19 protein-coding genes and 1 pseudogene are annotated in these 22,815 nt (G+C 68.6%); 5 read left to right on the top strand and 15 right to left on the bottom strand.

Annotated elements, in window-relative coordinates; all coding sequences use genetic code 11:
* Nucleotides 1-53: 53 nt before the first annotated feature.
* The 3 genes from ACT2FV_RS10525 to ACT2FV_RS10515 form a co-directional block, all read right to left on the bottom strand.
* Nucleotides 54-527, bottom strand: a complete 474-nt coding sequence (locus tag ACT2FV_RS10525; protein WP_151049881.1) for a nuclear transport factor 2 family protein — start codon at nucleotides 525-527, stop codon at nucleotides 54-56.
* Nucleotides 528-594: 67 nt separating this feature from the next.
* Complete coding sequence (locus ACT2FV_RS10520) at nucleotides 595-1,779, bottom strand: amidohydrolase family protein (protein WP_444503813.1); 1,185 nt, start codon at nucleotides 1,777-1,779, stop codon at nucleotides 595-597.
* Between the two features lie 68 nt (nucleotides 1,780-1,847).
* On the bottom strand, nucleotides 1,848-3,035 hold the full coding sequence (locus ACT2FV_RS10515; protein WP_444503812.1) for an amidohydrolase family protein: 1,188 nt from the start codon (nucleotides 3,033-3,035) through the stop codon (nucleotides 1,848-1,850).
* Between the two features lie 430 nt (nucleotides 3,036-3,465).
* On the opposite strand from ACT2FV_RS10515, the gene ACT2FV_RS10510 reads away from it, so the two are divergent.
* Complete coding sequence (locus ACT2FV_RS10510; RefSeq protein ID WP_059604781.1) at nucleotides 3,466-4,080, top strand: outer membrane lipoprotein; 615 nt, start codon at nucleotides 3,466-3,468, stop codon at nucleotides 4,078-4,080.
* Between the two features lie 479 nt (nucleotides 4,081-4,559).
* Entirely contained in the window at nucleotides 4,560-5,066 is a 507-nt protein-coding gene (locus tag ACT2FV_RS10505) for a GNAT family N-acetyltransferase (RefSeq protein WP_124901758.1), read from the top strand.
* A gap of 59 nt (nucleotides 5,067-5,125) precedes the next feature.
* Here ACT2FV_RS10505 and ACT2FV_RS10500 read toward each other — a convergent pair whose 3' ends face one another.
* Nucleotides 5,126-5,305 carry a twin-arginine translocation signal domain-containing protein gene (locus ACT2FV_RS10500; protein ID WP_279608086.1) on the bottom strand — a complete coding sequence of 60 codons (180 nt, stop codon included), beginning with the start codon at nucleotides 5,303-5,305 and terminating at the stop codon, nucleotides 5,126-5,128.
* Between the two features lie 383 nt (nucleotides 5,306-5,688).
* Between ACT2FV_RS10500 and ACT2FV_RS10495 the strand changes: the two genes are divergently transcribed.
* A complete protein-coding gene (locus tag ACT2FV_RS10495; RefSeq protein ID WP_151049876.1) occupies nucleotides 5,689-7,047 on the top strand; it encodes an aspartate aminotransferase family protein in 1,359 nt (452 codons plus the stop codon).
* 57 nt (nucleotides 7,048-7,104) lie between these two features.
* Here ACT2FV_RS10495 and ACT2FV_RS10490 read toward each other — a convergent pair whose 3' ends face one another.
* The 5 genes from ACT2FV_RS10490 to ACT2FV_RS10470 form a co-directional block, all read right to left on the bottom strand.
* On the bottom strand, nucleotides 7,105-8,322 hold the full coding sequence (locus tag ACT2FV_RS10490; protein WP_444503811.1) for a serine hydrolase domain-containing protein: 1,218 nt from the start codon (nucleotides 8,320-8,322) through the stop codon (nucleotides 7,105-7,107).
* A gap of 71 nt (nucleotides 8,323-8,393) precedes the next feature.
* A complete protein-coding gene (locus ACT2FV_RS10485) occupies nucleotides 8,394-9,590 on the bottom strand; it encodes a serine hydrolase domain-containing protein (protein ID WP_444503810.1) in 1,197 nt (398 codons plus the stop codon).
* A 64-nt stretch (nucleotides 9,591-9,654) separates the two neighbouring features.
* Entirely contained in the window at nucleotides 9,655-11,070 is a 1,416-nt protein-coding gene (hydA, locus tag ACT2FV_RS10480) for a dihydropyrimidinase (RefSeq protein WP_444503809.1), read from the bottom strand.
* Nucleotides 11,071-11,080: 10 nt separating this feature from the next.
* Nucleotides 11,081-11,809 (bottom strand): maleate cis-trans isomerase family protein, encoded by a 729-nt coding sequence (locus ACT2FV_RS10475; RefSeq protein WP_444503808.1) that lies wholly within the window; start codon nucleotides 11,807-11,809, stop codon nucleotides 11,081-11,083.
* Between the two features lie 51 nt (nucleotides 11,810-11,860).
* Nucleotides 11,861-13,159 (bottom strand): MFS transporter, encoded by a 1,299-nt coding sequence (locus ACT2FV_RS10470; RefSeq protein ID WP_124624587.1) that lies wholly within the window; start codon nucleotides 13,157-13,159, stop codon nucleotides 11,861-11,863.
* 172 nt (nucleotides 13,160-13,331) lie between these two features.
* On the opposite strand from ACT2FV_RS10470, the gene ACT2FV_RS10465 reads away from it, so the two are divergent.
* Nucleotides 13,332-14,045, top strand: coding sequence for a GntR family transcriptional regulator (locus tag ACT2FV_RS10465; protein WP_444503807.1), 714 nt, complete (start codon nucleotides 13,332-13,334; stop codon nucleotides 14,043-14,045).
* A gap of 103 nt (nucleotides 14,046-14,148) precedes the next feature.
* Nucleotides 14,149-14,271, top strand: a pseudogene (locus ACT2FV_RS10460) (AsnC family transcriptional regulator); the annotation flags it as partial.
* Nucleotides 14,272-14,280: 9 nt separating this feature from the next.
* Here the strand turns inward: ACT2FV_RS10460 and ACT2FV_RS10455 are convergent.
* The 6 genes from ACT2FV_RS10455 to ACT2FV_RS10430 form a co-directional block, all read right to left on the bottom strand.
* On the bottom strand, nucleotides 14,281-14,898 hold the full coding sequence (locus ACT2FV_RS10455) for a 3'-5' exonuclease (protein WP_059604755.1): 618 nt from the start codon (nucleotides 14,896-14,898) through the stop codon (nucleotides 14,281-14,283).
* A gap of 227 nt (nucleotides 14,899-15,125) precedes the next feature.
* A complete protein-coding gene (locus tag ACT2FV_RS10450) occupies nucleotides 15,126-16,850 on the bottom strand; it encodes a tannase/feruloyl esterase family alpha/beta hydrolase (protein ID WP_444503806.1) in 1,725 nt (574 codons plus the stop codon).
* A gap of 28 nt (nucleotides 16,851-16,878) precedes the next feature.
* Nucleotides 16,879-18,027, bottom strand: coding sequence for a porin (locus ACT2FV_RS10445; RefSeq protein ID WP_059604750.1), 1,149 nt, complete (start codon nucleotides 18,025-18,027; stop codon nucleotides 16,879-16,881).
* A 66-nt stretch (nucleotides 18,028-18,093) separates the two neighbouring features.
* Nucleotides 18,094-19,299, bottom strand: coding sequence for a 3-(3-hydroxy-phenyl)propionate transporter MhpT (gene mhpT, locus ACT2FV_RS10440; RefSeq protein WP_174920101.1), 1,206 nt, complete (start codon nucleotides 19,297-19,299; stop codon nucleotides 18,094-18,096).
* 142 nt (nucleotides 19,300-19,441) lie between these two features.
* A complete protein-coding gene (locus ACT2FV_RS10435) occupies nucleotides 19,442-21,349 on the bottom strand; it encodes a feruloyl-CoA synthase (protein ID WP_444503805.1) in 1,908 nt (635 codons plus the stop codon).
* Nucleotides 21,346-22,794, bottom strand: coding sequence for an aldehyde dehydrogenase (locus ACT2FV_RS10430; protein ID WP_174920099.1), 1,449 nt, complete (start codon nucleotides 22,792-22,794; stop codon nucleotides 21,346-21,348). The genes ACT2FV_RS10435 and ACT2FV_RS10430 overlap by 4 nt, the downstream gene beginning before the upstream one ends.
* Nucleotides 22,795-22,815 lie beyond the last annotated feature (21 nt).

Genomic DNA, 22,815 nt, shown 5'->3' with positions numbered 1-22,815 from the left:
CGATGCCGGTCGGCATCAGCCGAGCAACCGCGTGACCGGGGAAGGCACGCGCGTCAGAACATCGTGTTCCCGTTCGCCGCCTGCTCCGGCACCGGCTGGTTCACGTCCCAGTGCTCGACGATCTTGCCGTTCTCGAGCTTGAAGATGTCCATGATCGCGCTGCCGCGTGTGCCGGGTTCGCGCACCGCATGCACGTGCAGGATCACGTAGTCGCCGTCGACGAACGAGCGCTTGATCTCGCTGTGCGACTGCGGATATTTGTCACGCAGGAATGCAATGAATTGGCGAAAGCCGTCGCGGCCGTCGGCCGCGTTCGGGTTGTGCTGCACGTAACGATCGCCGACGTACGCGAGCGCGGCGTCCGCATCTTTCTCGTTCAGGCCTTTTTCGTAGAAGGCGAGCACCGTCCGCCGGTTGGCTTCCTGCTGCGCGTCGGTCGGGCCGGCCGCCACCGCATGCGCGGCGCTCGCGGCGACCAGAGCCGCCGTCATCCATCGTGCGGCCCGTGCCGCTGTCGTGCGTCGCATCGTCGTCTCCCGGGAAATCCGGCTGAAAACCGGATCATACCGGGGCGACGCTGCGCTCACGCTTCACTCAGACCAGCGCGCCGTTGCGCGCGACGATCTTCCCCGACGACACGACAAGCCGCCGCGTCGGCCGCGCGACGACGGCCTCGGCGAACGTCAGCGCATCGACGAGCACGACGTCCGCACGCTTGCCCACCTCCAGACCGTAGTCGGCGAAGCCGCAACCGCGTGCCGCGCCGTGCGTCACGCAATCGAGCGCGACTTCGAGTGCGTCGTCACGGCGGAAATCGTTGCGCATGCCGATCAGCATCGCGCGTTCGAGCATGTCGGGCGACCCGTACGGCGTCCACGTATCGCGCACGCCGTCGTTGCCGCCGATCACGGTCACGCCGGCCGCACGGCACGCGGCGACCGGCGGCACCGGCACCGCGGCCGGCGCGGTCGTGACGATCGCGACGCCGAGTTCGGCCATCCGCGCGAGCAACGCATCGCGCTCGCGCTCGGCGATGTCGCCGAGGCAAAAGCCGTGACTGATCGTGACCTTGCCCTGCATGCCAAGCGCGGCAGTGCGCTGCAGGATGAGGTCGAGCGAGTACGCGCCCATCGACCCGCGCTCGTGCAGGTGCAGGTCGAGCCCGCGACCGTGACGCTCGGCGATCCCGAACAGCACGTTCACCGCCTCGACCGGATCGCCTTCGATCGCGCACGGGTCGAGGCCGCCGAGCAGATCGGCACCGGCGGCGAGGGCCTCGGACAACAGCGCATCGGTGCCCGGCCGCTTCAGCACGCCCGACTGCGGAAACGCGACGATCTGGATCTCCACCTGGCCGCGCAGCGTCTCGCGCGTCGCGAGCACGCCGTGCAGATGCCGCAGCCCGGCCTCGGTGTCGACATCCACGTGCGTCCGGATACGCGTCGTGCCGGCCGTGAGGAACGCGCGCGACAGCGCGAGCGACGCGGCGCCTGCATCGTGGCCGCTCGTCGCGCGGTAGTTGCGTTCGTTCTCGATGCGGTCGACCAGGCGCGGCCCCACCGCGTTGCGATACCACGGCATCCCCCAGTGGGTCTTGTCGAGGTGCGTGTGGCCTTCGACGAGGCCGGGCAGCGCGAGCGCGCCTGCACCGTCCTCGATCGCGCAGCCGGCGGGCGCGTCGAGCGACGGGCCGACGCGCGCGATGCGCTCGCCTTCGATCAGGATGTCGAGCGCTTCGTCTGCATGCGTGCGGACGTTGCGGATCAGCAGGTTCGTCATGTCGGTTCCTGTTTGGTCGGTCAGTGCAGGGCCTTCACGATGCACGCACCGCGTCGGCGGTCAGGTCGTTATCGCGTGAAACGTTGTGCCGGCGCGAACGGCGCACCGGTATCGCTTTCGCCGCGGCGGAACACCCAGCGTTCGGCCGGCACGCCGGCGACGGCGGCGGCCGCATTCGGCGCGCGCACCGCGACGAAGCTCGCTTCGCAGCCAACCGCGATGCCGTAGTCGGCCTTGCCGATCGCGCGCGCGCCGGCATGCGTCGCCATGTCGAGCGCGTCGTCGGTGTAGAAACCCGAGCGGTAGCCGACCATCATCGCGCGCTGCAGCATGTCGCCGTTGCCGTACGGCCACCACGCATCGCGAATGTTGTCGTTGCCGGCGAACACGTGCACGCCCGCGTCGCGCAGCTGCCGCACCGGCGGGAATGCGCAGTCGCCCGGCGCATTGGTCAGGATCGACACGCCGGCGCCGGCGAGTGCTGCGGCCGCACGCGCGACCTCGCCATGATCGACCTGGCCGAGCGCATACGCGTGGCTCACGTTCACGCGGCCACCGAGGCCCGCCGCGCGCGTGCGCGCCGCGATCCGCAACAGTTGCGCGATGCCGGTCTCGCCCGGTTCGTGCAGGTGGATGTCGATCTTCGCGCCGCGCTTCTCGGCGATGCCGAACACGATGTCGAGTTGGCCGTCCGCGTCGCCGTCGAGCGTCGTCGGGTCGATCCCGCCGACCACGTCGGCGCCTTCGCGCACGGCCGCATCGAGGATCTCGGCGGTGCCCGGGCACGTCACCACGCCGGCCTGCGGGAACGCGACCAGTTCGATGTCGACGACCCCGCGCCATTGTTCGCGCGCGGCCATCACGGCCTGCAGGTTCGACAGGCCGGTCGTCGCGTCGACGTCGACATGGCTGCGCATCGCGATCGTGCCGAACGCGGCGGCCTGCGCGATCAGCGCATTCGCGCGCTCGACGATCGGCGGAGCGGCCGCGAGCTGGCGCTTCTCGACCGCGAGCCGCTCGCGCAGCGAGCCGACCGGTTCGTGCGGCACCCAGCGGTCGCCGACGAAGCTCTTGTCGAGATGGATGTGGCCGTCGACGAAGCCGGGCAGCACGACGCGCCCGCCGAGGTCGATCGTTTCCGCGCCGGGCGCGGCGGTGCAATCGGCCCCGATCGCGACGAAGCGGCCGTCATGGACGGCGAGGTTGACGGGCTGGCCGCCGGCATCGACGGCGTTGGTGAAGAAGCGATCGGTCATGACTCGGAACGTGTGGGGCGGTCGCTGCGCGACGCCGGCTCGGATGGCCGAAAGGACCGCGGCCGGCACGGCCCGGCCGTTGGCAGGGAATGCGGTCACGATATCGGACGCGATGGCCAGTGGCCAATTAAATGTCGCGATGCCGCGCATTCGATTTCGCGATATACGGACGGGCCGCCCCGTCGCGCCTGGCGCGGCGATCGGGTGCGATCGCCAGGACGGTGCCCGCATTGCCGACAAGTGTGCATCGGCACGGTCGCGGCCGGGCGTCGCGCGCCGCCGCGCCCGGCCGCGATTTGCGCGGCAACAGACTTTACACGTTGTTACCCGGCCGCACCGGACGCGCATCCGCCCTTTCCTTATACTCACGCCGAGTTCGCCACCCGTCCCGGAATTCGTCGGCGAACACGTTGCCGATGCAGGAAACATCATGATGCGCATGCCTTCCACGAAGACCGTTCTGTTCGCCTCGCTCGTCGCCGTGGCGGCGCTTCCGCTGACCGCCTGTGTCGCGCCGGGATACTACGGCGCGCAACCGGGCTATCCGCAGCAACAGTACGCGACGCCCGGTTACGCGCAGCCCGCGTATTCGCAACCCGGCTACGTGCAGTCGCAGCAGCCGGCATATCCGAGCCAGGCCCCGCAGTACGACCAATACGGCAACCCGCAGCCTTACGCCGGGCAATACGGCAACGGCTACGGCACGCAATACGGCACCGTCACGAACATCCAGCCGGTCAGCGGCTCGATCGGCACGTCGGGCGTCGCCGGCACCGTCGTCGGTGCGCTGGTCGGCGGCCTGGTGGGCAACCAGTTCGGCCGTGGCCACGGCCGCGATGCTGCCACCGTGATCGGCGCGCTCGGCGGCGCCGTCGCCGGCAACCAGATCGGCCAGCAGATGGGCGCGGCCCAACCGCCGAGCAGCTACCGGATCGACGTGCAGGTCAGCGACGGCTCGACGCGCTCGTTCGACGTGCAGTCGCCAGGCAACCTGCGCCCGGGCGATCGCGTCCAGATCAACGGCAATCAGCTGTCGCGTTATTGATCTGGGTCGCGTGCACCTGAGCTGATCGGGTGCATCGAGGACACCTCACGTCGCGTCCGCATTTCACGCGTCCGACGCCGTGCGCCGCTTCGGCGCAACGCACGGGCGCGCATTGCTTCATCCCCGCTCCTTCCATCAGCGCGGCACGCTTGTCGCGTACGGCACTGCGCCGTCACGCGCCTCACGTCGCGCACCGGCCGCGGTCGGGCTCGCATCGAACGCTGCGGCCGGCATGTCCGCATCCGGTTCGTTTCCGCTTGCATCCCTTCGACGCCGAGTGCGCGATTGCCCGCAGACATCGCGAACGCTCATCCATTCTCCACGCGTCATCTCCATCGCCCTTCGCGCATCGGCGCCCTTCATCTCGCGTGCCGATCGGGCAAACGAGTGCGTGCGTTTCCGCTTAGCATTGTCGATGCCCTGCCGCGCATTGCGCCGCAGATTCCGATATCACGGCACACCAACGACAATCCCGACCGATGATCACGATCCGCCTGCTCGATGCCGCCGACGCGGCGCAATTCCAGTCCGTCCGCCTCCGCGCGGTCGACACGTCGCCGACCTCGTTCCTGCCGACCCGCGACGAAGAAGCACGCGTCCCGCTCGATGAATTCGCGACGCGCATCACCCCAACCCACGAGCGCGCCGTGTTCGGCGCGTTCGACGACGCAACGCTCGTCGGCATCACGGGCGTGCGCCGCGATGCGCGTGCCAAGGTCGCGCACAAGGCGACGATCTGGGGCGTGTTCGTCGACCCCGCGTATCGCGGGCGCGGCATCGCGCAATCGCTGCTCGACAACGCGACCGCGCACGCAGCGCAAGCGTGGCAGTGCATGCAACTGGTCCTGTGCGTGAATGAAATCAACGGCGCCGCGGAACGGGTGTACGCGTCGCGGGGGTTCGTCCGGTTCGGCACGGAACCGCGTTCGCTGTTCGTCGACGGCCGCTTCTACGACGAACACCACATGGTCAAAACGCTGGCATGACGCGTCGCGTTCGCGCGCCCTTGGCCGGTCGCACGCGAATGCCTCTCCACGCCGTTACGTCATCGCTTGTCGATGATCGCCGTGTTGACAGCCTGCCCGGCGATCGTCACGTTCGTCAGGTCAACCGCCGCGTTGGGCACGGTGCCGGCAGCAAATGCTCGTGTGGCCGCGAACAGTCCGCCGAGCACAGCACCGCCTGCGAGTGCGCCGGTCCAGCCGATGAAATCGCGGCGCGACACCTCTGCTGCGGCGAAGGCGATCGGACGGACGAAGGCGAACGGCAGCGGTTTGCGGCCGTGGGCATTCCTTCAATGGTTGGGGTATCAACACGCCAGGCGGCGGCCCTCCATTCATACGTCGTCGCACCACAAGGCAAAGCCTCGCCGTGATCGAAATCGAGGATGCATCTGTCGCTTACCTCATTTCAAAGCTGCCTTCGCCAGAATGTGTGCGCACACTCACTTCTCAGTGACAGAGAAAAGACATATGTCGTCGTATCTTTATGCGCAGAAACTCGACGTCTGATGGGTACGCGGTCAGGCCCGAATCGACCGCGCGCATGGAATATGACAAGCTCTCGAAGGCATCACCCGTCCATGCAAACCCGTCACAGGAGCCTCAATTGCAGACCCGCCACGGAGTCGACCTCATCCGCGCCCGCGCGCTGTTCGATCGCGAGCGCCGTGCATTCACCGAAGCCATGCCGATCTCCCGCGCGTTGTCCGCGGAAGCGTCCGAGCATTTGCTGTTCGGCGTGCCGTTGCACTGGATGCAGGACTGGTCGACGCCGTTCTCGCTGGTCGTGAAGGAAGCGCGCGGCGCGACGTTCACCGACGTCGACGGTCATCGCTACGCGGACTTCTGTCTTGGCGACACCGGCGCGATGTTCGGCCATGCGCCCGAGCCGGTCGCGCGTGCACTTGCCGAACAGGCGACGCGCGGCTACACGACGATGCTGCCGAGCGAGGACGCCGCGTGGGTCTCGCGAGAACTCGCGCGCCGCTTCAAGCTACCCGTCTGGCAATTCGCGTTGAGCGCGAGCGACGCGAACCGCTTCGTGCTGCGCTGGGCGCGCGCGGCCACCGGCCGCAACACGATCGTCGTGTTCAACGGCTGCTATCACGGCACGGTCGACGACGTGTTCGTCGACCTCGTGGACGGCCGCCCGGTGCAGCGCGACAGCCTGCTCGGGCAGTCCTACGATCTGCTCGCGAACACGCGCGTCGTCGAGTTCAACGATCTCGACGCGCTCGAGGCGGCGCTGAAGAACGGCGACGTCGCGTGCGTGCTCGCCGAGCCGGCGATGACGAACATCGGGATGGTGCTGCCCGATCCGGGCTTCTGGGAAGCCGCACGCGCACTGACGCGCCGCTACGGCACGCTGCTCGTGATCGACGAAACGCACACGATCAGCAGCGGCCCCGGCGGCTACGCGGCCGCGCACGGTCTCGAACCGGACGCGCTGGTGGTCGGCAAGCCGATCGCGGGCGGCGTGCCGTGCGCGGTCTACGGGTTCAGCGCCGAATTCGCGGAGCGCGCGAAAGAGGCGAAGCTGAACGCGCCGCCCGGCCATTCCGGGATCGGCACGACGCTCACCGCGAACATGCTGGCCATGCACGCGATGCGCGCGACGCTCGCCGAAGTCGCGACCGATGCCGCGTATGCGCACATGTTCGAACTGGCCGCGCGGCTCGCGACCGGGCTCGAACGGGCGATCGCGAAACACGGGCTGCCATGGTGCGTGACGCGCATCGGCGCGCGCACCGAGTTCCAGTTCACGCCCGTGCCGCCGCGCAACGGCACGATCGCGGGCGAGCAGCTCGACAGCGAGCTCGAGCACATCGTGCATCTGTACCTGCTGAACCGCGGCGTGCTCATCACGCCGTTCCACAACATGATGCTCGTGTGCCCGCAGACGACGACCGACGACGTCGATACGCTCGTCGCGCGGTTCGACGCATGCCTGGGCGAACTGGCGTGACGTGATGCGGCGGCCGCTCGGCTCGCCCGCAGCGGCAAGCCGAACGCGCGCCCGGCGCTACTTCGGCAAATCCGTCGGATCGACCTGCGTGCCGGGCACGCCTGCGGTGCGCGCGCTCGCTGCAAGCTCGTCGCGCAGCGCCGCACGCGGATCGCCGCCGCCGACCCGCTGCCCCGACGCGGCGGCGCCATCGAGCGCCGGCAGGATGTAGCCGCTCACCATCCGCCGGAACAGCTTCACGTTCTCCGCGTCGCGCAGGCCGCCGTCCACCGGCAGCACGCCGGTCATCACGATCACCGTGTTGCGCTTCGGCAGCACCGTGATGAATTGCCCCTTGAAGCCCATCGCGTCGAATTCGGGCTCGCGCTCGACGATGTTGTTGATCCACCAGTAGTAGCCGAAATGCGGCGACACGCGCGGCGACGTCATCTGCGCGATCCACGCCTGCGGCACGACCTGGCGCCCCTGCCAGCGCCCGCCGTCGAGCACGAGCATGCCGATCTTCGCCATGTCGACCGCGCGCAGCCGCAACCCCCAGCCGGCCGATACGAGCCCCGTGCGGTCCGCGCGCTCCCATGCGGCGCGCTTCATGTCGAGCGGGCCGAACAGGTTCGCCTGCGCATAGCGCTCGACGGGCTCGCCGGCCGCCGCGCTCAACATCGCCGATGCGAGGATCGGATTCACGTCGGTGTACTCGAACGCGGCGCCGGGCGCCACCTTCGGCGCGGCCGACGCGGCGAGCTTCAGCCGGTCCGGCGCGGTGTAGTAGATCGGATCGTCCTTCGGGCTGAAGTCGTAATGCAGGCCGCTCGACATCGACAGCACGTGCTTCAGCTCGATGCCGCGCTTGTCCGCGAGCGCGTCGCCGAGATCGGGGCGCCACGCGGCGAGCCGCGCGGCCACCGGCTCGTCGAGATGCACGGCACCGCGATCGACCAGGATGCCCGCGACGAGCGACGTCACGGCCTTCGTCACCGAATACAGCTCGTAGGTCGAATCGCGCGACGCGTTCGCACCGTAGCGCTCGAAGATCAGCTTGCCGTCCTTCACGACGAGCAGGCTGTACACGTCGAGCTTCTGCTCGCGGATCCAGCGCGACAGCTCGACGAGCTTGCGCGAATCCACGCCGACGTCTTCCGGCGCAGCCGCCGCGATGCCGGTTTCATGCAGCGGCGGCAGCGCATCGGCCGCGTGCGCCACGGATGGCACCGGCGCCGACGCCAGCGCGCCGCCGCCGATCAGCAACGCCGCAACCCGCGCGAGCAGCCGTCGCATGAAAGGCGCCGCCGGGCGCCGCCCATCGCGACGCCACATGGACAAACGGTCAATGAAATTTGCAATCCTCATCAAATCTCCGGCGCATCGTTGAACGCGGCGGCGGTCCCGGGCACGCCTTTCGTGCGACGGCTGCGCGCGAGTTCGTCGCGCAGCGCCTGCGTGGTTTCCGCGCGCTCGACCGGCGGCTGCGCGGGCGCAAGCGCCGGCAGGATGTAGTCGCCGACCATCCGCCGATACAGGTTCAGATAGGTCGCGTCGCGCAAGCCGCCGTCGGTCGGCAGCAGGCTCGTCATCACGATGACCGCACGCTGCGCGGGCAGCACCGTGATGAACTGCCCCTTGAAGCCCATCGCACCGAATTCCGGCGTGCCGTGTTCGACGACGTGGCTGATCCAGCAGTAATAGCCGTAGTCGGCCGCGGCCGGCGACGGCGTGGTCATCTGCCGGACCCAGCCGGCCGGCACGATCTGCTTGCCGTTCCAGCGGCCGTTGTCGAGCAGCAGCATGCCGATCTTCGCCATGTCGACGGCGCGCAGCCGCAGGCCCCAGCCGCCCGCCACCGCGCCGGTGCCGTCGGCGCCGCTCCAGCGGTAATGCGCGAAGCCGAGCGGCTCGAACAGCCGCTTGCGCGCGAAGTCGTCCTCGCGCTCCCGCGCGGCGATCGACACGGCGGTGCCGACCAGCACCGGGTTCACGTCGATGTAGTCGAAATGCGTGCCGGGCGGCTGTGTGGCCCGGCTCGTCACCGCGACGCGCAACCGGTCGGGCGCGTCGTAATACAGCGGATCGGTGCCTTCGCGCGTCGTGTAGCGCAAGCCGCTCGACATCGACATCAGATGCCGCAGCTCGATGTCCTGCTTGTCCGCGAGTTCGCTCGCGAGATCGGGCCGCGCGGCCGCGATCAGCGGCGCGACCTTGGTCGACGGGTCGAGCTTGCCCTCGCCGTCGAGGATGCCGGCGAGCAGCGCGGTGATCGTCTTCGTCACCGAATACAGCTCGTAGTTGTTGTCGCGCGTGAGGCCGTCGCCGTAGCGCTCGAACACGATCTTGCCGTCCTTCACGACGACGAGGCTGCGCACGTCCATCCGGTCGCGGCGCAGCCATTCGGACATCCGCACGAGCGGCGCTGAATCGACGCCGGCCGCTTCGGGCACGACGCTCGGCAGGTCCTGCGGCACGCCGCCCGCGGCCAGCGCCGGGCCGCCGCACGAGCCGGCGACGATCGCGGCGGCCGCGATGCCGCGCATTGCGTGGGAAATGCTCATGCTTGCTCCTGTGGAAATGCGCATCCGCCGTTGCCGGCGGAGCGTCACATCAAATGCCGTGAAGTCAGTCGAGACACGGTTTGCCGGCCGGCAGGAACTGCCCGCGCCCCGGCTCTGCGGCGAGCAGCCGGCCATCCTCGACGAGCAGTTCGCCGCGCGACAGGCAATGACGCGGCCAGCCCGTCACCTCGATCCCTTCATAAGGCGTGTAGTCGACAGCATGATGCAGCGACGCATTCGCGATCCGCACGCGCTTGTCCGGGTCCCACACGACGATATCCGCATCGGCGCCGACCGCGATCGTCCCCTTGCGCGGATACAGCCCGTACAGCTTCGCGGGCCGCAGCGACGTCAGCTCGACGAACTGGTGCAGCGACAGGTGCCCCTTGCGCACGCCGTCGAACAGCAGCGGCAAGCGCGTCTCGAGCCCCGGAATTCCGTTCGGGATATGGTCGAACGACACGGTATGTCCACCCGGATGCTTGCCGCACGGATCGTCGTAGTTGAACGGCGCGTGATCGGACGAGAATACCGAGAACACGCCCTGCTTCAACGCCTTCCACACCGCCTGCTGGTTCGCCGGATCGCGCGGCGGCGGGCTGCACACGCACTTCGCGCCTTCGTACCCGTCGTGACCGCCATGGCCGAGATCGGCTGCCGTCAGGTACAGGTACTGCGGGCAGGTTTCGGCCAGGATCGGCAATCCGCGCGATTGCCCCCAGCGGATCTGCTCGATCGCCTCGGCACCCGACACATGCACGATCAGGATCGGCACGTCGACGAGTTCCGCGAACGCGATCGCACGATGCGTCGCCTCGCGCTCGACCACCGCCGGCCGCGCATGCGCGTGGAAATGCGGCGCGACGTGGCCGTCGCCGAGCAGCCGCTCGGTCAGCCAGCCGATGCAGTCCGAGTTCTCCGCATGCACCATCACGAGCGCGCCATGCTCGCGCGCGACCGACAGCACGTCGAGCATCTGCCGGTCGTTCAGCTTCAGGTCGTCGTAGGTCATGTACACCTTGAACGACGTGTAGCCGTTCGCGATCAGCCGCGGCAGTTCCTCGGCCAGCACGTGCGGCGTCGGATCGGCGACGATCAGGTGAAAGCCGTAGTCGATCAGCGCGCGCCCTTCCGCGCGCCGGTGATAGTCGTCGACGGCCGCCTGCAGCGACTGCCCCTTCGCCTGCGCGGCGAACGGCACCACGGTGGTCGTGCCACCGCACAGCGCGGAGCGCGTGCCGGACAGGAAGTCGTCGGCCATCTTCAGCCCGTCGGGCATCGGCTGGTCGAGATGGCAGTGCCCATCGACGCCGCCCGGCATCACCAGCATCCCGGTCGCGTCGAGCTCGCGCGGCGCGCGCGGGAGCCCGTGGCCGAGCATGGCCACGCGCCCCGCGCGGATGCCGATGTCGCACGAGAACCGGTCCGCCGCCGTCACGACGTCCGCGTGACGGATCACGAAATCGAGATCGTTCGACATGGCGCGCGCCTCAGATCACTTCGCTGAAGAGACGCCCCCAGCCCTTCACCTGCCGCGTGTCGTAGTCGGCGAGCTGCAGTGACTTCCACACGACGGTCGAGATCGTGTCGTAGATCGGAATGCCCGTCTCTTCCTCGAGCGCCGGCACCAGGTGCGCGGCGTTCAGGTTCGTGCAGAAGATCGAGATCGCGCGCGGGCCGGCCTTCGCGACTTCGCGCACCATCCCGCCGATCTGGTCGCCGGTCACTTCGGAGAACGAGAAATTGACCTTGAGATTCAGGTGGCGCTCGGCGATGCAGTTCAGCCCCGAGCGGCGGTAGTTGTCGACGATCTTCGTCTGCACGTCGTCGAGGTACGGCGTAACGAGGCCGAACTCGTGCGCGTGGGTCTTCTTCAGGATCTCGTTGAGCGCGAGCACGGAGGTCGTGGCGGGAATCCCCGTCGCCTCGGTGATGCGCTGGCACAGCCGCTCGTCGGCCTCGAAGCCGAGCCAGCCGGACGACGTGCCGTTCCACGCGATCACGTCGACCTTCGCGTCGGCGAGCAGCATCGCGGCCTGGATGATCTTGTCGTCGTCGAACTGGCCGAGCGCCTGGCCCGTCAGCGAGATCTCGGTGACCGGGAAGCGCGCGAAGTGCGCGGACACGCCCGGCAGGCCGGCGACCATCGCGCTCGTCAGCGGTTCGAGCGACGTGTTGGACGACGGGGTGAGCATGCCGAGCAGGGTACGTTTCTTCATGATGGATTTCTCTCTACCAGTGAATGCAGTCGATGCAGTGAAAGTGGTCGGTCAGACCGGGAGCTTGTTTTCGTAGTCGATCGCGCTGGAGCACACGAGCAGGCCGACGCCGGCCGCCGCGAACACCATCAGCGCAAGGAAATAGGAACCGGTGAACTGCACGATCGTGCCGACGACGATCGGCACGGTGATGCCGCCGATGTTGCCGCCGAGGTTCATGAAGCCGCCGAGGAAGCCGATCTTGTTGCGCGTGCCGAGCGACGACGGAATGCACCAGTACAGCCCGCACCAACGCAGGAAGAACAGGGTCGACGACAGCAGCGCGACGCACACGACCGGGCTCTTCACGTAGGCGACCGAAAAGATCGACACGGTCGCGATCACGGCCGCGATGCCGAACAGCGTGCGCATCACGACGTTCGGACGGCCGCCCGCGGCCTTCCACTTGTCGGCGATCCAGCCGCCGAGCAGCTCGCCGACGAAGCCGCAGAAAAAGATGATGAAGGTCGAGCCGCCCATCTGCTTGATGTCGAAGCCGTGCACCTTGTGCAGGTAGTTCGGCATCCACGTGAGCAGCCCGTAGAACACGCTGTTGAAGCACATCCAGCCGAAGAACATGCACCACACCGAGCGGTACTTGAAGAAATCGCGCGAGCGGCCCGACGCATTGGCCGGCTCGGCCGCGAGATCACTCGCGTGCGACGCCTCGATGTAGTCGGCTTCGAGATCGTTGACGCCCGGATGCTCGCGCGGCGTATTGCGGATGTAGTACCACGCAAGGAAACCGGCCAGCACGGTGCCGACACCGGCGACCGCAAACGCGAGCCGCCACGAGCCGAGCAGCGCGATCAGCCCGGCGATCAGCACCGCGCCCAGGGCCGCGCCGAGCGGCGCGCCGCCGTCGAGCAGCGTGGCGCCGCGACCGCGCTCGGTTTGCGTCATCCAGATCGCGTTGAGCTTGCCGCCGGCCGGATAGATCGGCGCTTCGGACGCGCCGAGGCCGAGGCGCGTGAGCAACAGCGACGGCGCGTTCGTGCACAGCGCGGCGATCGCCTGGAAGAAGCCCCAGAACACGGTTGCCGTCGCGATCACGATGCGCGGCTTGAACCGGTCGGCCAGCATCCCGCCCGGGATCTGCATCACCGCATAGGTCCAGAAGAACGAACTGAGGATCAGACCCTCCATCGCCGGCCCGATGTTGAACTCTTGCGAGATGTAAGGCATGGCGACGGACAGCGACGCGCGATCGACGTAGTTGATCGCGATGAGGCTCAGCATGACGACGAATATCTTCCAGCGGACGGCGGATTTGCCGACCGTCATGGCGGCGACACCGGAGGTTGAAGACATGGACGGACTCCAGGAGTGAACGAGGATGGTCAGGACGTCGCGCAACGTGGAGCCGAGTATAGGATTAGAAATTTATAATTACCGTTAGCGTAAACACTTGGTTTAATTGAATTTGTTGTATCGCTAAGATGGTGCAGGGTAAGCCCCGATATCGTGATAAGCTTGCCCCATCATGAGCCAGACACCCCGCAATCCCCTGCTTCTGCGCACCCGCGGCATGGCCGCGGAGATCGCCGCGCGCCTGCGCGTGATGATCGACGAAGGCGAATTGCCGCCCGGCGCGCGGATCGACGAAAAGGAACTGAGCCTCGCGTTCGACGTGTCGAAGACGCCGCTGCGCGAAGCGCTGAAGGTCCTCGTCGCGGAAGGCGCCGTCACGCATCGCCAGTACATCGGCTATCGCGTCGCACCGATCGACGTCGACGATCTCGTGTCGACGTTCGAGCTGCTGCACGGGCTCGAGGCGATGGCGGGAGAGTTGCTGCGCAAGCGCATCGCCGCGTCGACGCTCGCCGCGTTGCAGGCGAAGCACCGGCGGATGGTGGAGTGCCACGAGGCCGGCAAGCGCGTCGAATATTTCCGGCTGAACCAGCAGATTCATCAGATGATCGTCGACGCGGCGGGCAACCCGGTGATGTCGGGCATCTATGCGTCGCTGATGTCGAAGGTGCACCGCGCACGCGGCGCCGCGAACGCGGACACGCTGCGCTGGGCCGAATCGCTGCACGAGCACGAAGCCATCATGGCCGCGCTCGCCGATCCCGACCACACGCAGCTGCCGCAGGTGCTGCGCAGCCATTCGGAAAACACCGCGCGCGAAGTGCTGGCGATCCTCGATCGCACGAGCACGTCCGACGCGCCGGGCAAGCGGGCGGCCGAAGCGTAACCGCTTCGTGACAGCCGCCCTGCTCCGGCGGCCTGACGCCCGTTACACCGCCTTCAACGCGCGCCGCGCCACTTCCGCGAAATAGCGCGCACCGACCGGCCATCAGCACCACGCGCTCACGCGCGAGCTGTTCTTCGCGAACAACAACGTGAAGCGGTTCAAGACGCTGGTGAGCATGAGCCGCGTGAAGGTCGGGCTCGAGGTGCCGGTGGAGATCGGCGAGTGACGATCGACGTCAGCGCCGGTCTGCGGCCAATGATCCGAAAAACGTCGCGACCTTGGCCTTGCTCGTCGCCTGCAATCGCGACATGAGCCCGTGATCGACTTGTCGCAGCCCGTAAGTCTCGCCGATGTCGCGCTGCATCCGGCACCACAGATGGCTCGCGATCTCCGCGTCGACCATCGCGCGGTGCGCACGGCCTGCCTTCGGCAGCCGCAGCATGTCGGCGAGGCTCGACAGCCGGTGACTTTGCGCATGCGGGTAGATGCGCCGCGCGACGAGCATCGTGCACGCGAACGCATGCTCGGCCGCCATGCCGAGCATGCCCAGTTCGGCCTGCCAGAATCGCTTGTCGAAGCCGGCGTTGTGCGCGACGACGGGGTGGCTTCCGACGAATGCGGCGGCTTCCTTCATGACCTTCGACACCGGCGGCGCCGACGCAATCATCTCATTCGTGATTCCGGTGAGCGCGACGACGTCGGACGGAATGCGGCGCCCCGCGTTCATCAGGCTCTGGTAGCGGTCGACGATCTCGCCGTCGCGCAGAAGAATCACGGCGATCTCGGTCGCCCTGTCTCCCATGTTCGGGGAAAGCCCGGTTGTTTCGAAGTCGAGTACCGCAACGGTTTGCATGGTCGAATCAGAGGAAGGATACCTGGCGAGCAACGTCGATCAGGACGCGTCGCGCCGATGGAAAAGCGCCATAGTATCCCCGGATGCGGCGTCCGGCGGCAAACGCCATCGTCGTGCGCGGCGCATCGCCGCTTCCGTTCAGGCCGGCACGATCGTCACGTCCCCTGCAAAACGACGGTGAATGCACCGATGCACCCGCGCATCGGTACATTCACACGCCCGCTACGTCAGCGACAACTGAAGCTCGCCGCCGAGTTCACGTCGCCCGACCCGTTGTAGCGCGCGACCTGCGGATACGGACACAGCGGACGCGTGCGCCCCGCTCCCCACGACGTCGGCACGTCCGCATTCGGCACCGCGTTCGTCGTGTCGCGCGCCGTGGCGACGATCGCCTTGGGCGCCTGCCCCTGCTCGACCCACGCGACGAGCGGCGTCAGCATGTCGAACTGGTCGGCTGCCGGCCCGCCCGAGCAGTGGTTCATGCCCGGCACGGGATAGAAGCGCGCGAAGTCCGACGCGTCGCCGCCGTTCACCTGCGCGAGCCGCCCGTACCAGTCGCTCGTGTCGTTGTACGAGAAGACCGGGTCGCCGGTGCCGTGATAGACCAGCAGCTTCGCGCCACGCGACTTCAGCGCGGACAGGTTGGTCTCGTCGGGCGGTGTCATGAACGACCACGCGGATTGCGTGTATGGGCCGTTCGTCGCGAAGATCGCCGGCGCGTCGTTGTCCATGTCGAAGCCGAGCGCGAAGCCGGCGAGGTTCGCGAGCGTCGCGGCGGTTTTCGGTGGCGTCATGAACGTGAACGCCATCGCGGCCGGGTCGAGCGTGATCGAATTCGACTGCTTCCACGCGGCCCAGCCGCCGCCGGCAATGCCCGGATCGTACGGAAAGCTCGCATAGAGCGCCGTGCCCGCGCTGTTGCGCGCGCCCGCGAACACGTTCTCGAGCGCGCTCTTCTGCGCGATCGTCAGGCAGGTGCCGGTACGCGTGCCGTTCGCGCAGGTCGGGATGTCCGTCTCGACGCTGAAATGCGCCTGGCATGCGGCGACGTCCTGCACCATCCCGTCGGCCACGCCGTCGAGCGCATCGCACCTGTCGAGAATCGTCGCGCCGACGAACCGGCGCTCCGCGTCGTTGAAGCCGCTACGGATGTCCGGCAGCCCGTTCGAGCCGGTCGCCGACGCGATCTTCGCGAACTGCTGCGCGCCGTACATCTCGCCGATCGCCGCCTTCGGCAGATGGAAGCCCGGGTCGCCCGCGATGATGCCGTCGTAGTCGGCCGGGTTGCGCACCGCCGTGACCATCGCATGACGGCCGCCGTTCGAGCAGCCGCCGAAATAGCTGCGGTCGGGCGCCTTGCCGTATGCAAGCCGGATCACCTGCTTCGCCATCGGCGTGAGCGCGTCGACCGCGCCGTAGCCGTAGTCGATGCGCGCCTGCGGGTCGACGCCGAACAGCGGGTTCTGCGCGGCGCTGTGCCCGGAATCCGAGCTGATCACCGCGAAGCCCATGTTCAGGGCGTCGGTCAGCGGTCCGCCGCCGCCGATCTCGCCGGTCGCGGTCACGACGTTGCCGTCGAGCCCGCCGTTCGCCTGGTAGAAGAAGCGGCCGTTCCACGCTTTCGGCAAGCGCATTTCGAAGCCGATCGCATAGGTCTTGCCGTCGACCGCGCTCACGCGCTCGTTCATCTTCCCGTCGATCACGCAGTGCTCGGCGATCGGCTTGCCGGCCACCGTCAGCGCGCCGGCGGCCGCGGTCGTCACCGACGTGAACGACGTGTTCGCATACGACAGCTTCGCGGCAAGCGCGTCGCAGGTCTGCGTCATCGCGGCCGGCGTCGCGGCGCTCAGGTGCGTCGGCGTGACGCTGACCGAATCGTCGCCGCCGCACCCGGCGAGCATGGCCGCCGCCGACAGCGGTGCAATGCAAAGGAATGCAGATTTTCTGCTCAAGATAGCTCCCGTTCGTCAGGCTGCCGGATCAGAACATGTGCCGCACGCCGACCATCGCGCCGAGCTGCCCCATCCCCGCGCCGGGCGTCGTGCCGGGCCCGCCGCCGCTGACCGCGTAGCGTGCATGCGCGCTGTTCCACAGATACGACGATTGCGCGTAGACAGCCGTGCGCTTGGTCAGCAGATAGGTCGCGCGCAGCGTGGCCATCGTCGCGCGCGTGTCGTGGGCGCTGTTGACGATCCGGTAGCCTTCGCCGTCGACGACGAAGTCGGGCTTGATCGCATACGACGCACCGACGAAGAACAGGTCCGAATGCGCGCCGGGCGCGGCCGGCGAACCGGTCGACACGCGCCGCCCGATCCAGCCCGCGCCGATCTTCGCGCCGGCCGCCTGCGCATACGCGCTCACGTGCGTGCGCGCGTCCTTGCCGCCGCTGCTGGTGAAGGGGACGGGCGCCACGCCGTCGAAGAAATTCGCGGCCGCGCCGGTGCCGCCGCGCTGCTCCTCGTACGACGCCGCCGCACCGAAATACGCGCTGTCGTACTTGAGCATCACCGACCAGTTGCGGCACTGGACGGCATCACCCGGCACCTGCCCCGCGCACGTGCCCTGCCCCGGCGAGTTGCCGGTGCCGGCGCCGTCGCGGCCGAACGAATACGCGGCGCCGAGCGTCACGCCGCGATACGTGCCGACGTAGGTCACCGCGTTGTCGGCGCGGCCGTTCGGCACGTATGCGTCGAACGAGCCGAGCCCGTAGATGTCGGGGCCGATGATGTCCGCGCCCTGCAGCGCGAGATAGGTCATCGTGTACTGGCGGCCGAACGCGAGCGTGCCGAAGCCGCTCTTCAGCCCGACGAACGCCTGCCGCCCGAACAGCCTGCCGCCCTGCCCGAGATCGCCGCCGCGCACGTTGAAGCCGCTTTCGAGCGTGAATACCGCCTGGTAGCCGCCGCCGAGATCCTCGGTGCCGCGCAGGCCCCAGCGCGACGGCAGCTCGCCCGTCACGCCCGGCATGCGCACGACGTGGTCGCCGGCGGCGTTTGCGTGCGACACGAACTCGACGCCGGTGTCGATGATCCCGTACAGCGTCACGCTCGACTGCGCGTGCGCAACCGGCGCGGCCAGCGCGCAGCACGCGCCGGCGGCCAGCAGGCCGTTCCTTGTCTTCGTCTTCATTTCGTTGCGTCTCCAGACCTTGATGAATTGCGCGCTCTGACGGCGCGCATGGATAAAAACGAAACGTCAGTCGCTCGCTTGCGGGCGGCGAATCAGCGCCAGCGCGGCGACGGCCGCGACGAGCGTGACGGGGATGCTCGCGCCGATCACGACGGGCGCGCTGCGGCCGGCGGCCAGCAGCGTCGCGGCCGCGAGCGGCCCGACGACGGAACCGAGCCGGCCGACTGCCACCGCCGCGCCGACGCCGGTGCCGCGCATCGCGGTCGGGTAATAGATCGCCGCGAGCGCATACAGCACCGACTGCCCGCCGACCACGAACATCCCCGCCGCGAACGCGGCCGCCGCGAGCGACGCGAAACCGGGCGCGGCCGCGAGCGCGGTGAGCGACAGCACGATCCCGACATACATGCCGCCGACCACGCGCGACGCGCGCATCCGGTCGAGCGCCGCGCCGATGCCGAGCGCGCCGAGCCCCGCGCCGACGTTGAACGCGATCTGCACGAGGCCGACGTGCGCGCGATCGAGCCCGCGCGAGGCCATCAGCGACGGCAGCCAGTTCAACAGGAAGTAGAGGACGATCAGCGTGCAGAAGTAGCTGACCCACAGCGCGACCGTCGATGTCGTGCGGCCGTCGCCGAACAGCGTGCGCGCGACGCTGGTGCGCGCGGCCGGCGTGCCGGCGACGTCGAGATACGCGCGCGATTCCGGCAGGAACAACGCCAGCAGCGGCACGAGCAGCAGCGGCCCCACGCCGCCGACGTAGAAGATGTGCCGCCATTCGGTATCGCCGGCGAGCAGCACGCCGATCAGCGACGCGATCACGCCGCCGAACGGGATGCCGCAGTACATCGTCGCCACCGCGCTGCTGCGCGAGCGCGGCTCGACCGCCTCGGACGACAACGCGATCAGGTTCGGCATCGCGCCGCCAAGGCCGATGCCGGTCAGCACGCGCACGACGACGAGCATCGCGAAGGTCGATACCTGCGCGGTGGCGATCGACAGCAGTCCGAACAGCACGGTCGACGCGATCAGCACGCGCTTGCGTCCGATCCGGTCGGCGAGCCACCCGCCGAGCATCGCGCCCGGCAGCAGCCCGAAGGTGCCCGCGCTGAACGCGATGCCCATCTCCGACACGGAAAGCCCGAATTCGCGCGCCATGCGGGGCGCGGCGACGCCGACCGACTGCAGGTCGAGCCCTTCGAGGAGTGCGATCGCGAAACACAGCGCGAGCGTGGTCGCGACCGTGGGTTTTTCGGCAACGTAAGTGTTCATCGTGTCTCCAGTCCCATGTCTTGTAGTCGGTCGGCCCGTACCGGCCGACCTTATCAGGCAGCCTGATTCACTGGCCGCAAGAATGCCTGCCGGTATCGTGGCCGGCAGGTCGTTGTTCCTGCTTGCTTCGGTTTGCTTCTGCTTACGCGTAGATCACGTCGGGATCGCGTCGCGCCGGGTCGTACAGCGCGTCGATCGTCGCCGCGCGATGCTTCTGCACGGCCGCCTGGTTCAGCGAACCCTTGTCGGTCACTTCACCGAGATCGAGCGACGGCGGCGTGTCGATCAGCCGGATGCGCGCGACGAACGTCGAACCGCCGCTTGCATGCCGGTTCAGCCCGGTGAGCCATGCTGCGAACGCCGCGCGCACGGCCGGCGCGCGCAGCACGTCGGAAACCGATGCATCGGCTGCGAGCCCCGCCAGCGCACGGCACGCGTCGATGCGCGGAAACACCAGCAGCCCGATGTCGTCGCGATTGATCCCGGTGACGACCACGTCCTGCACGTACGGCGCGCCGCTCGACACCGCGTTCGCCCGCAACGGCCCGACGCTGACGAACGTGCCGCTGCTCAGCTTGAAATCCTCGGTCAGCCGGCCGTCGAACAGCAGCCCGAGTTCAGGCCGCGCCGGATCGGCAAAGACGCCCGCGTCGCCGCTGCGGTAATACCCCTCGTCGTCGAACACGTCGCGCGGATCGACGTCGGCATGCCAGTAGCCGCGCATCACGTTCGGCCCCTTGAAGCGCAGTTCGAGCTTGCCGCCGCACGGCACGAGCTTCGCGTCGCAGCCGGGCGCGGGCAGGCCGATATAGCCAGCGCGCATCAGCGGCCCGGTCGTGAACAGGCACGACGGCGACGCCTCCGTCATCCCGAGGCCGGCCATGATCCGGATGCGCTCGCCGCAATGCGCGTCGGTCACGCGGTCGAGCCGGTCCCACGCGGCCTGCGACAGCCCCGCGCCGCCGAAGAAATACAGCTTCACGCGCGAGAAAAACGTGTCGCGCAGCACGGCATCGCGCTCGAGCGCGGCCGTCAACTCTTCCCAGCCCTTCGGCACGTTGAAGTAGATCGTCGGCGCGATCTCGCGCAGGTTGCGCACGGTTTCGTCGAAGCGGCCCGGCATCGGGCGGCCGTCGTCGATGTACAGCGTGCCGCCGTTGTACAGCGCGATGCCGAGATTGTGACTGCCGCCGAACGTGTGATTCCACGGCAGCCAGTCGACCAGCACCGGCGGTTCGCGCGTCAGCTCGGGCATCGTCTGGCGCAGCATCTGCTGGTTGCTGCACAGCATCCGGTGCGTGGTCGGCACCGCCTTCGGCAGCTTCGTCGAACCCGACGTGAACAGGATCTTCGCGAGATGATCGGGGCCGATCGCTTCATGGATCGCGTCGATCGTACGCGGGACGGTCGCGAGCAGGCGCGACAGCGGCACGACACCGCCCGCCGCGCCGGTTTCCGCATCCGCATCGTTCGCGACGATCAGCGCCGCATCGGCCGGCAGCGTCGCGTCGAGCGCACGCGCAAACGGCGCGCGTTCGGCGACGAACACCGCGCCCGGCCGCAGCACGCCGAGCGTGTGACGCAGCTTGCCGTAGTCGGTCGACACCAGCGAATACGCGGGCGAGATCGGCGCATAGGGCACGCCGGCCAGCATCGCCGCGAACATCAGCTGCAGATGCTCGAGATCGTTGCCGGACAGCACCGCGAGCGGCCGCTCGACCGACAGCCCGAGATCGACGAGGCCCTGGCCGAGCGCGCGGGCGCGTTCGAGCATCTGCGCGTAAGTGATCTCGATCCAGCGGCCGTCGGCGCCGCGCCGCGCGGCGAGCACGCGGTCGGGATGCGCGTGCGCGCCGCGTACGAGGCAGTCGGTCAGGCGCGTCGGGTAGTCGCCGAGTGTTTCGCGCGAGCGCAGGTACCACGTGCCGTTTTCCGCGCGACGAATTTCGGCCGAGCCGACCGCGACGGCCGCCGCGCGATAGCGCACGCCGCCCGTGTCGTTCGCCGGCCCGCTCGCGGGCGTCGCAACATTCATCGTCGGCTCGCTCATATCGGGTAGTGACGCGGTGTGGTCTGCACGGTGATCCAGCGCAGCTCGGTGAATTCGGCGATCGACGCGCGGCTGCCGAAGCGGCCGTAGCCGCTCGCCTTCGTGCCGCCGAACGGCATCTGCGCCTCGTCGTGCACGGTCGGCCCGTTGACGTGGCAGATCCCCGATTCGATCCGGCGCGCGACCGTCATCGCGCGTGCGATATCGCGGCTGAACACGCTCGCCGACAGCCCGAACTCGCTGTCGTTCGCGAGCGCGACCGCTTCGTCGTCGCTGTCCGCGCGCAGGATCGCTACCACCGGCGCGAACGATTCCTCGCGATAAAGCCGCATGTCGCGCGTGACGCCGTCGACGATCGCGGGCTGCATCGTCGCGCCCTCGATCCGGCAGCCGAGCGGCAGGCGCGCGCCGTGCGCACGCGCATCCTCGACGAGCGACGCGGCACGCGCGGCCGCGGCCGCATCGACCATCGCGCCGAGCGCATGGCCCGCCAGCGGATCGCCGGCGACCAGCGTGCGCGCCTTGTCGGTCAGCCGTTCGACGAGCGCATCGGCCACCGGCCGCGCGGCGATCACGCGCTCGGTCGACATGCAGATCTGCCCCTGGTTGAAGAACGCGCCGAACGCGATCGCGTCGACGGCCGCGTCGAGATCGGCATCGTCGAGCACGAGCACCGGCGCCTTGCCGCCGAGTTCGAGCAGCACGGGTTTCAGGTGCGCGGCCGCATGGCGCGCGATGATGCGCCCGACGTGCGTGGACCCGGTGAAGTTGATTCGCTTCACGTGCGGATGCGCAATCAGCCGCTCGACGAGTTCGGGTGCGTCGGCCGCCGCGTGCGTGATCACGTTGACCACACCCGCGCCGAGCCCGGCGTCATCCAGCACGGCGCCGATCAGCGCGTGCACGCCCGGGCACGCTTCGGACGCCTTCAGCACGACCGTATTGCCGCACGCGAGCGGCATCGCCAGCGCGCGTGTGCCGAGGATCACCGGCGCGTTCCACGGCGCGATGCCGAGCACGACGCCGCACGGCACGCGCATCGCGAGCGCGAGATTGCCGGGCACGTCGGACGGAATCACGTCGCCGTCGATCTGCGTCGTCATCGACGCGGCCTCGCGCAGCATGTTCGCCGCGAGCGTCACGTTGAAGCCGAGCCAGCCGGGTGTCGCGCCGGTTTCGGCCACGCCGGTCGCGATGAACGCGTCGATGCGCGCGTCCATCAGGTCGGCCGCCTTCAGCAGCCGGCGGCGCCGCTCGGTCGGCGCGAGCGCCGCCCATGCGGGGAACGCGCGGTGCGCGGCATCGATCGCCGCGTCGGCGTCGGCCACGCCGGACGCCGGCGCGCGCGACGCGAGCGCGCCCGTCGCGGGGTTGAATCGGTCGAAGGTTCGGCCGTCGCGGGCGGTACACCACTCGCCGGCGATCAGCATCCGTCTGTCGGTCATGTCGTCTCCTGCCTTGCCTGT

The sequence above is a fragment of the Burkholderia sp. PR2 genome (genome assembly GCF_052372875.1).
GTDB classification, from domain to species: domain Bacteria; phylum Pseudomonadota; class Gammaproteobacteria; order Burkholderiales; family Burkholderiaceae; genus Burkholderia; species Burkholderia diffusa.
The sequence above is the reverse complement of the archived record's forward strand: the minus strand, read 5'-3'. Positions and strand labels throughout refer to the sequence as shown.

What these genes read in the sequence shown, in the direction of transcription:
- ACT2FV_RS10525 (WP_151049881.1), bottom strand. Translation starts at nt 527, where the DNA reads ATGCGACGCACGACAGCGGCACGGGCCGCACGATGGATGACGGCGGCT.
- ACT2FV_RS10520 (WP_444503813.1), bottom strand. Translation starts at nt 1,779, where the DNA reads ATGACGAACCTGCTGATCCGCAACGTCCGCACGCATGCAGACGAAGCG.
- ACT2FV_RS10515 (WP_444503812.1), bottom strand. Translation starts at nt 3,035, where the DNA reads ATGACCGATCGCTTCTTCACCAACGCCGTCGATGCCGGCGGCCAGCCC.
- ACT2FV_RS10510 (WP_059604781.1), top strand. Translation starts at nt 3,466, where the DNA reads ATGATGCGCATGCCTTCCACGAAGACCGTTCTGTTCGCCTCGCTCGTC.
- ACT2FV_RS10505 (WP_124901758.1), top strand. Translation starts at nt 4,560, where the DNA reads ATGATCACGATCCGCCTGCTCGATGCCGCCGACGCGGCGCAATTCCAG.
- ACT2FV_RS10490 (WP_444503811.1), bottom strand. Translation starts at nt 8,322, where the DNA reads ATGCGACGGCTGCTCGCGCGGGTTGCGGCGTTGCTGATCGGCGGCGGC.
- ACT2FV_RS10485 (WP_444503810.1), bottom strand. Translation starts at nt 9,590, where the DNA reads ATGAGCATTTCCCACGCAATGCGCGGCATCGCGGCCGCCGCGATCGTC.
- hydA (WP_444503809.1), bottom strand. Translation starts at nt 11,070, where the DNA reads ATGTCGAACGATCTCGATTTCGTGATCCGTCACGCGGACGTCGTGACG.
- ACT2FV_RS10475 (WP_444503808.1), bottom strand. Translation starts at nt 11,809, where the DNA reads ATGAAGAAACGTACCCTGCTCGGCATGCTCACCCCGTCGTCCAACACG.
- ACT2FV_RS10470 (WP_124624587.1), bottom strand. Translation starts at nt 13,159, where the DNA reads ATGTCTTCAACCTCCGGTGTCGCCGCCATGACGGTCGGCAAATCCGCC.
- ACT2FV_RS10465 (WP_444503807.1), top strand. Translation starts at nt 13,332, where the DNA reads ATGAGCCAGACACCCCGCAATCCCCTGCTTCTGCGCACCCGCGGCATG.
- ACT2FV_RS10455 (WP_059604755.1), bottom strand. Translation starts at nt 14,898, where the DNA reads ATGCAAACCGTTGCGGTACTCGACTTCGAAACAACCGGGCTTTCCCCG.
- ACT2FV_RS10445 (WP_059604750.1), bottom strand. Translation starts at nt 18,027, where the DNA reads ATGAAGACGAAGACAAGGAACGGCCTGCTGGCCGCCGGCGCGTGCTGC.
- mhpT (WP_174920101.1), bottom strand. Translation starts at nt 19,299, where the DNA reads ATGAACACTTACGTTGCCGAAAAACCCACGGTCGCGACCACGCTCGCG.
- ACT2FV_RS10435 (WP_444503805.1), bottom strand. Translation starts at nt 21,349, where the DNA reads ATGAGCGAGCCGACGATGAATGTTGCGACGCCCGCGAGCGGGCCGGCG.
- ACT2FV_RS10430 (WP_174920099.1), bottom strand. Translation starts at nt 22,794, where the DNA reads ATGACCGACAGACGGATGCTGATCGCCGGCGAGTGGTGTACCGCCCGC.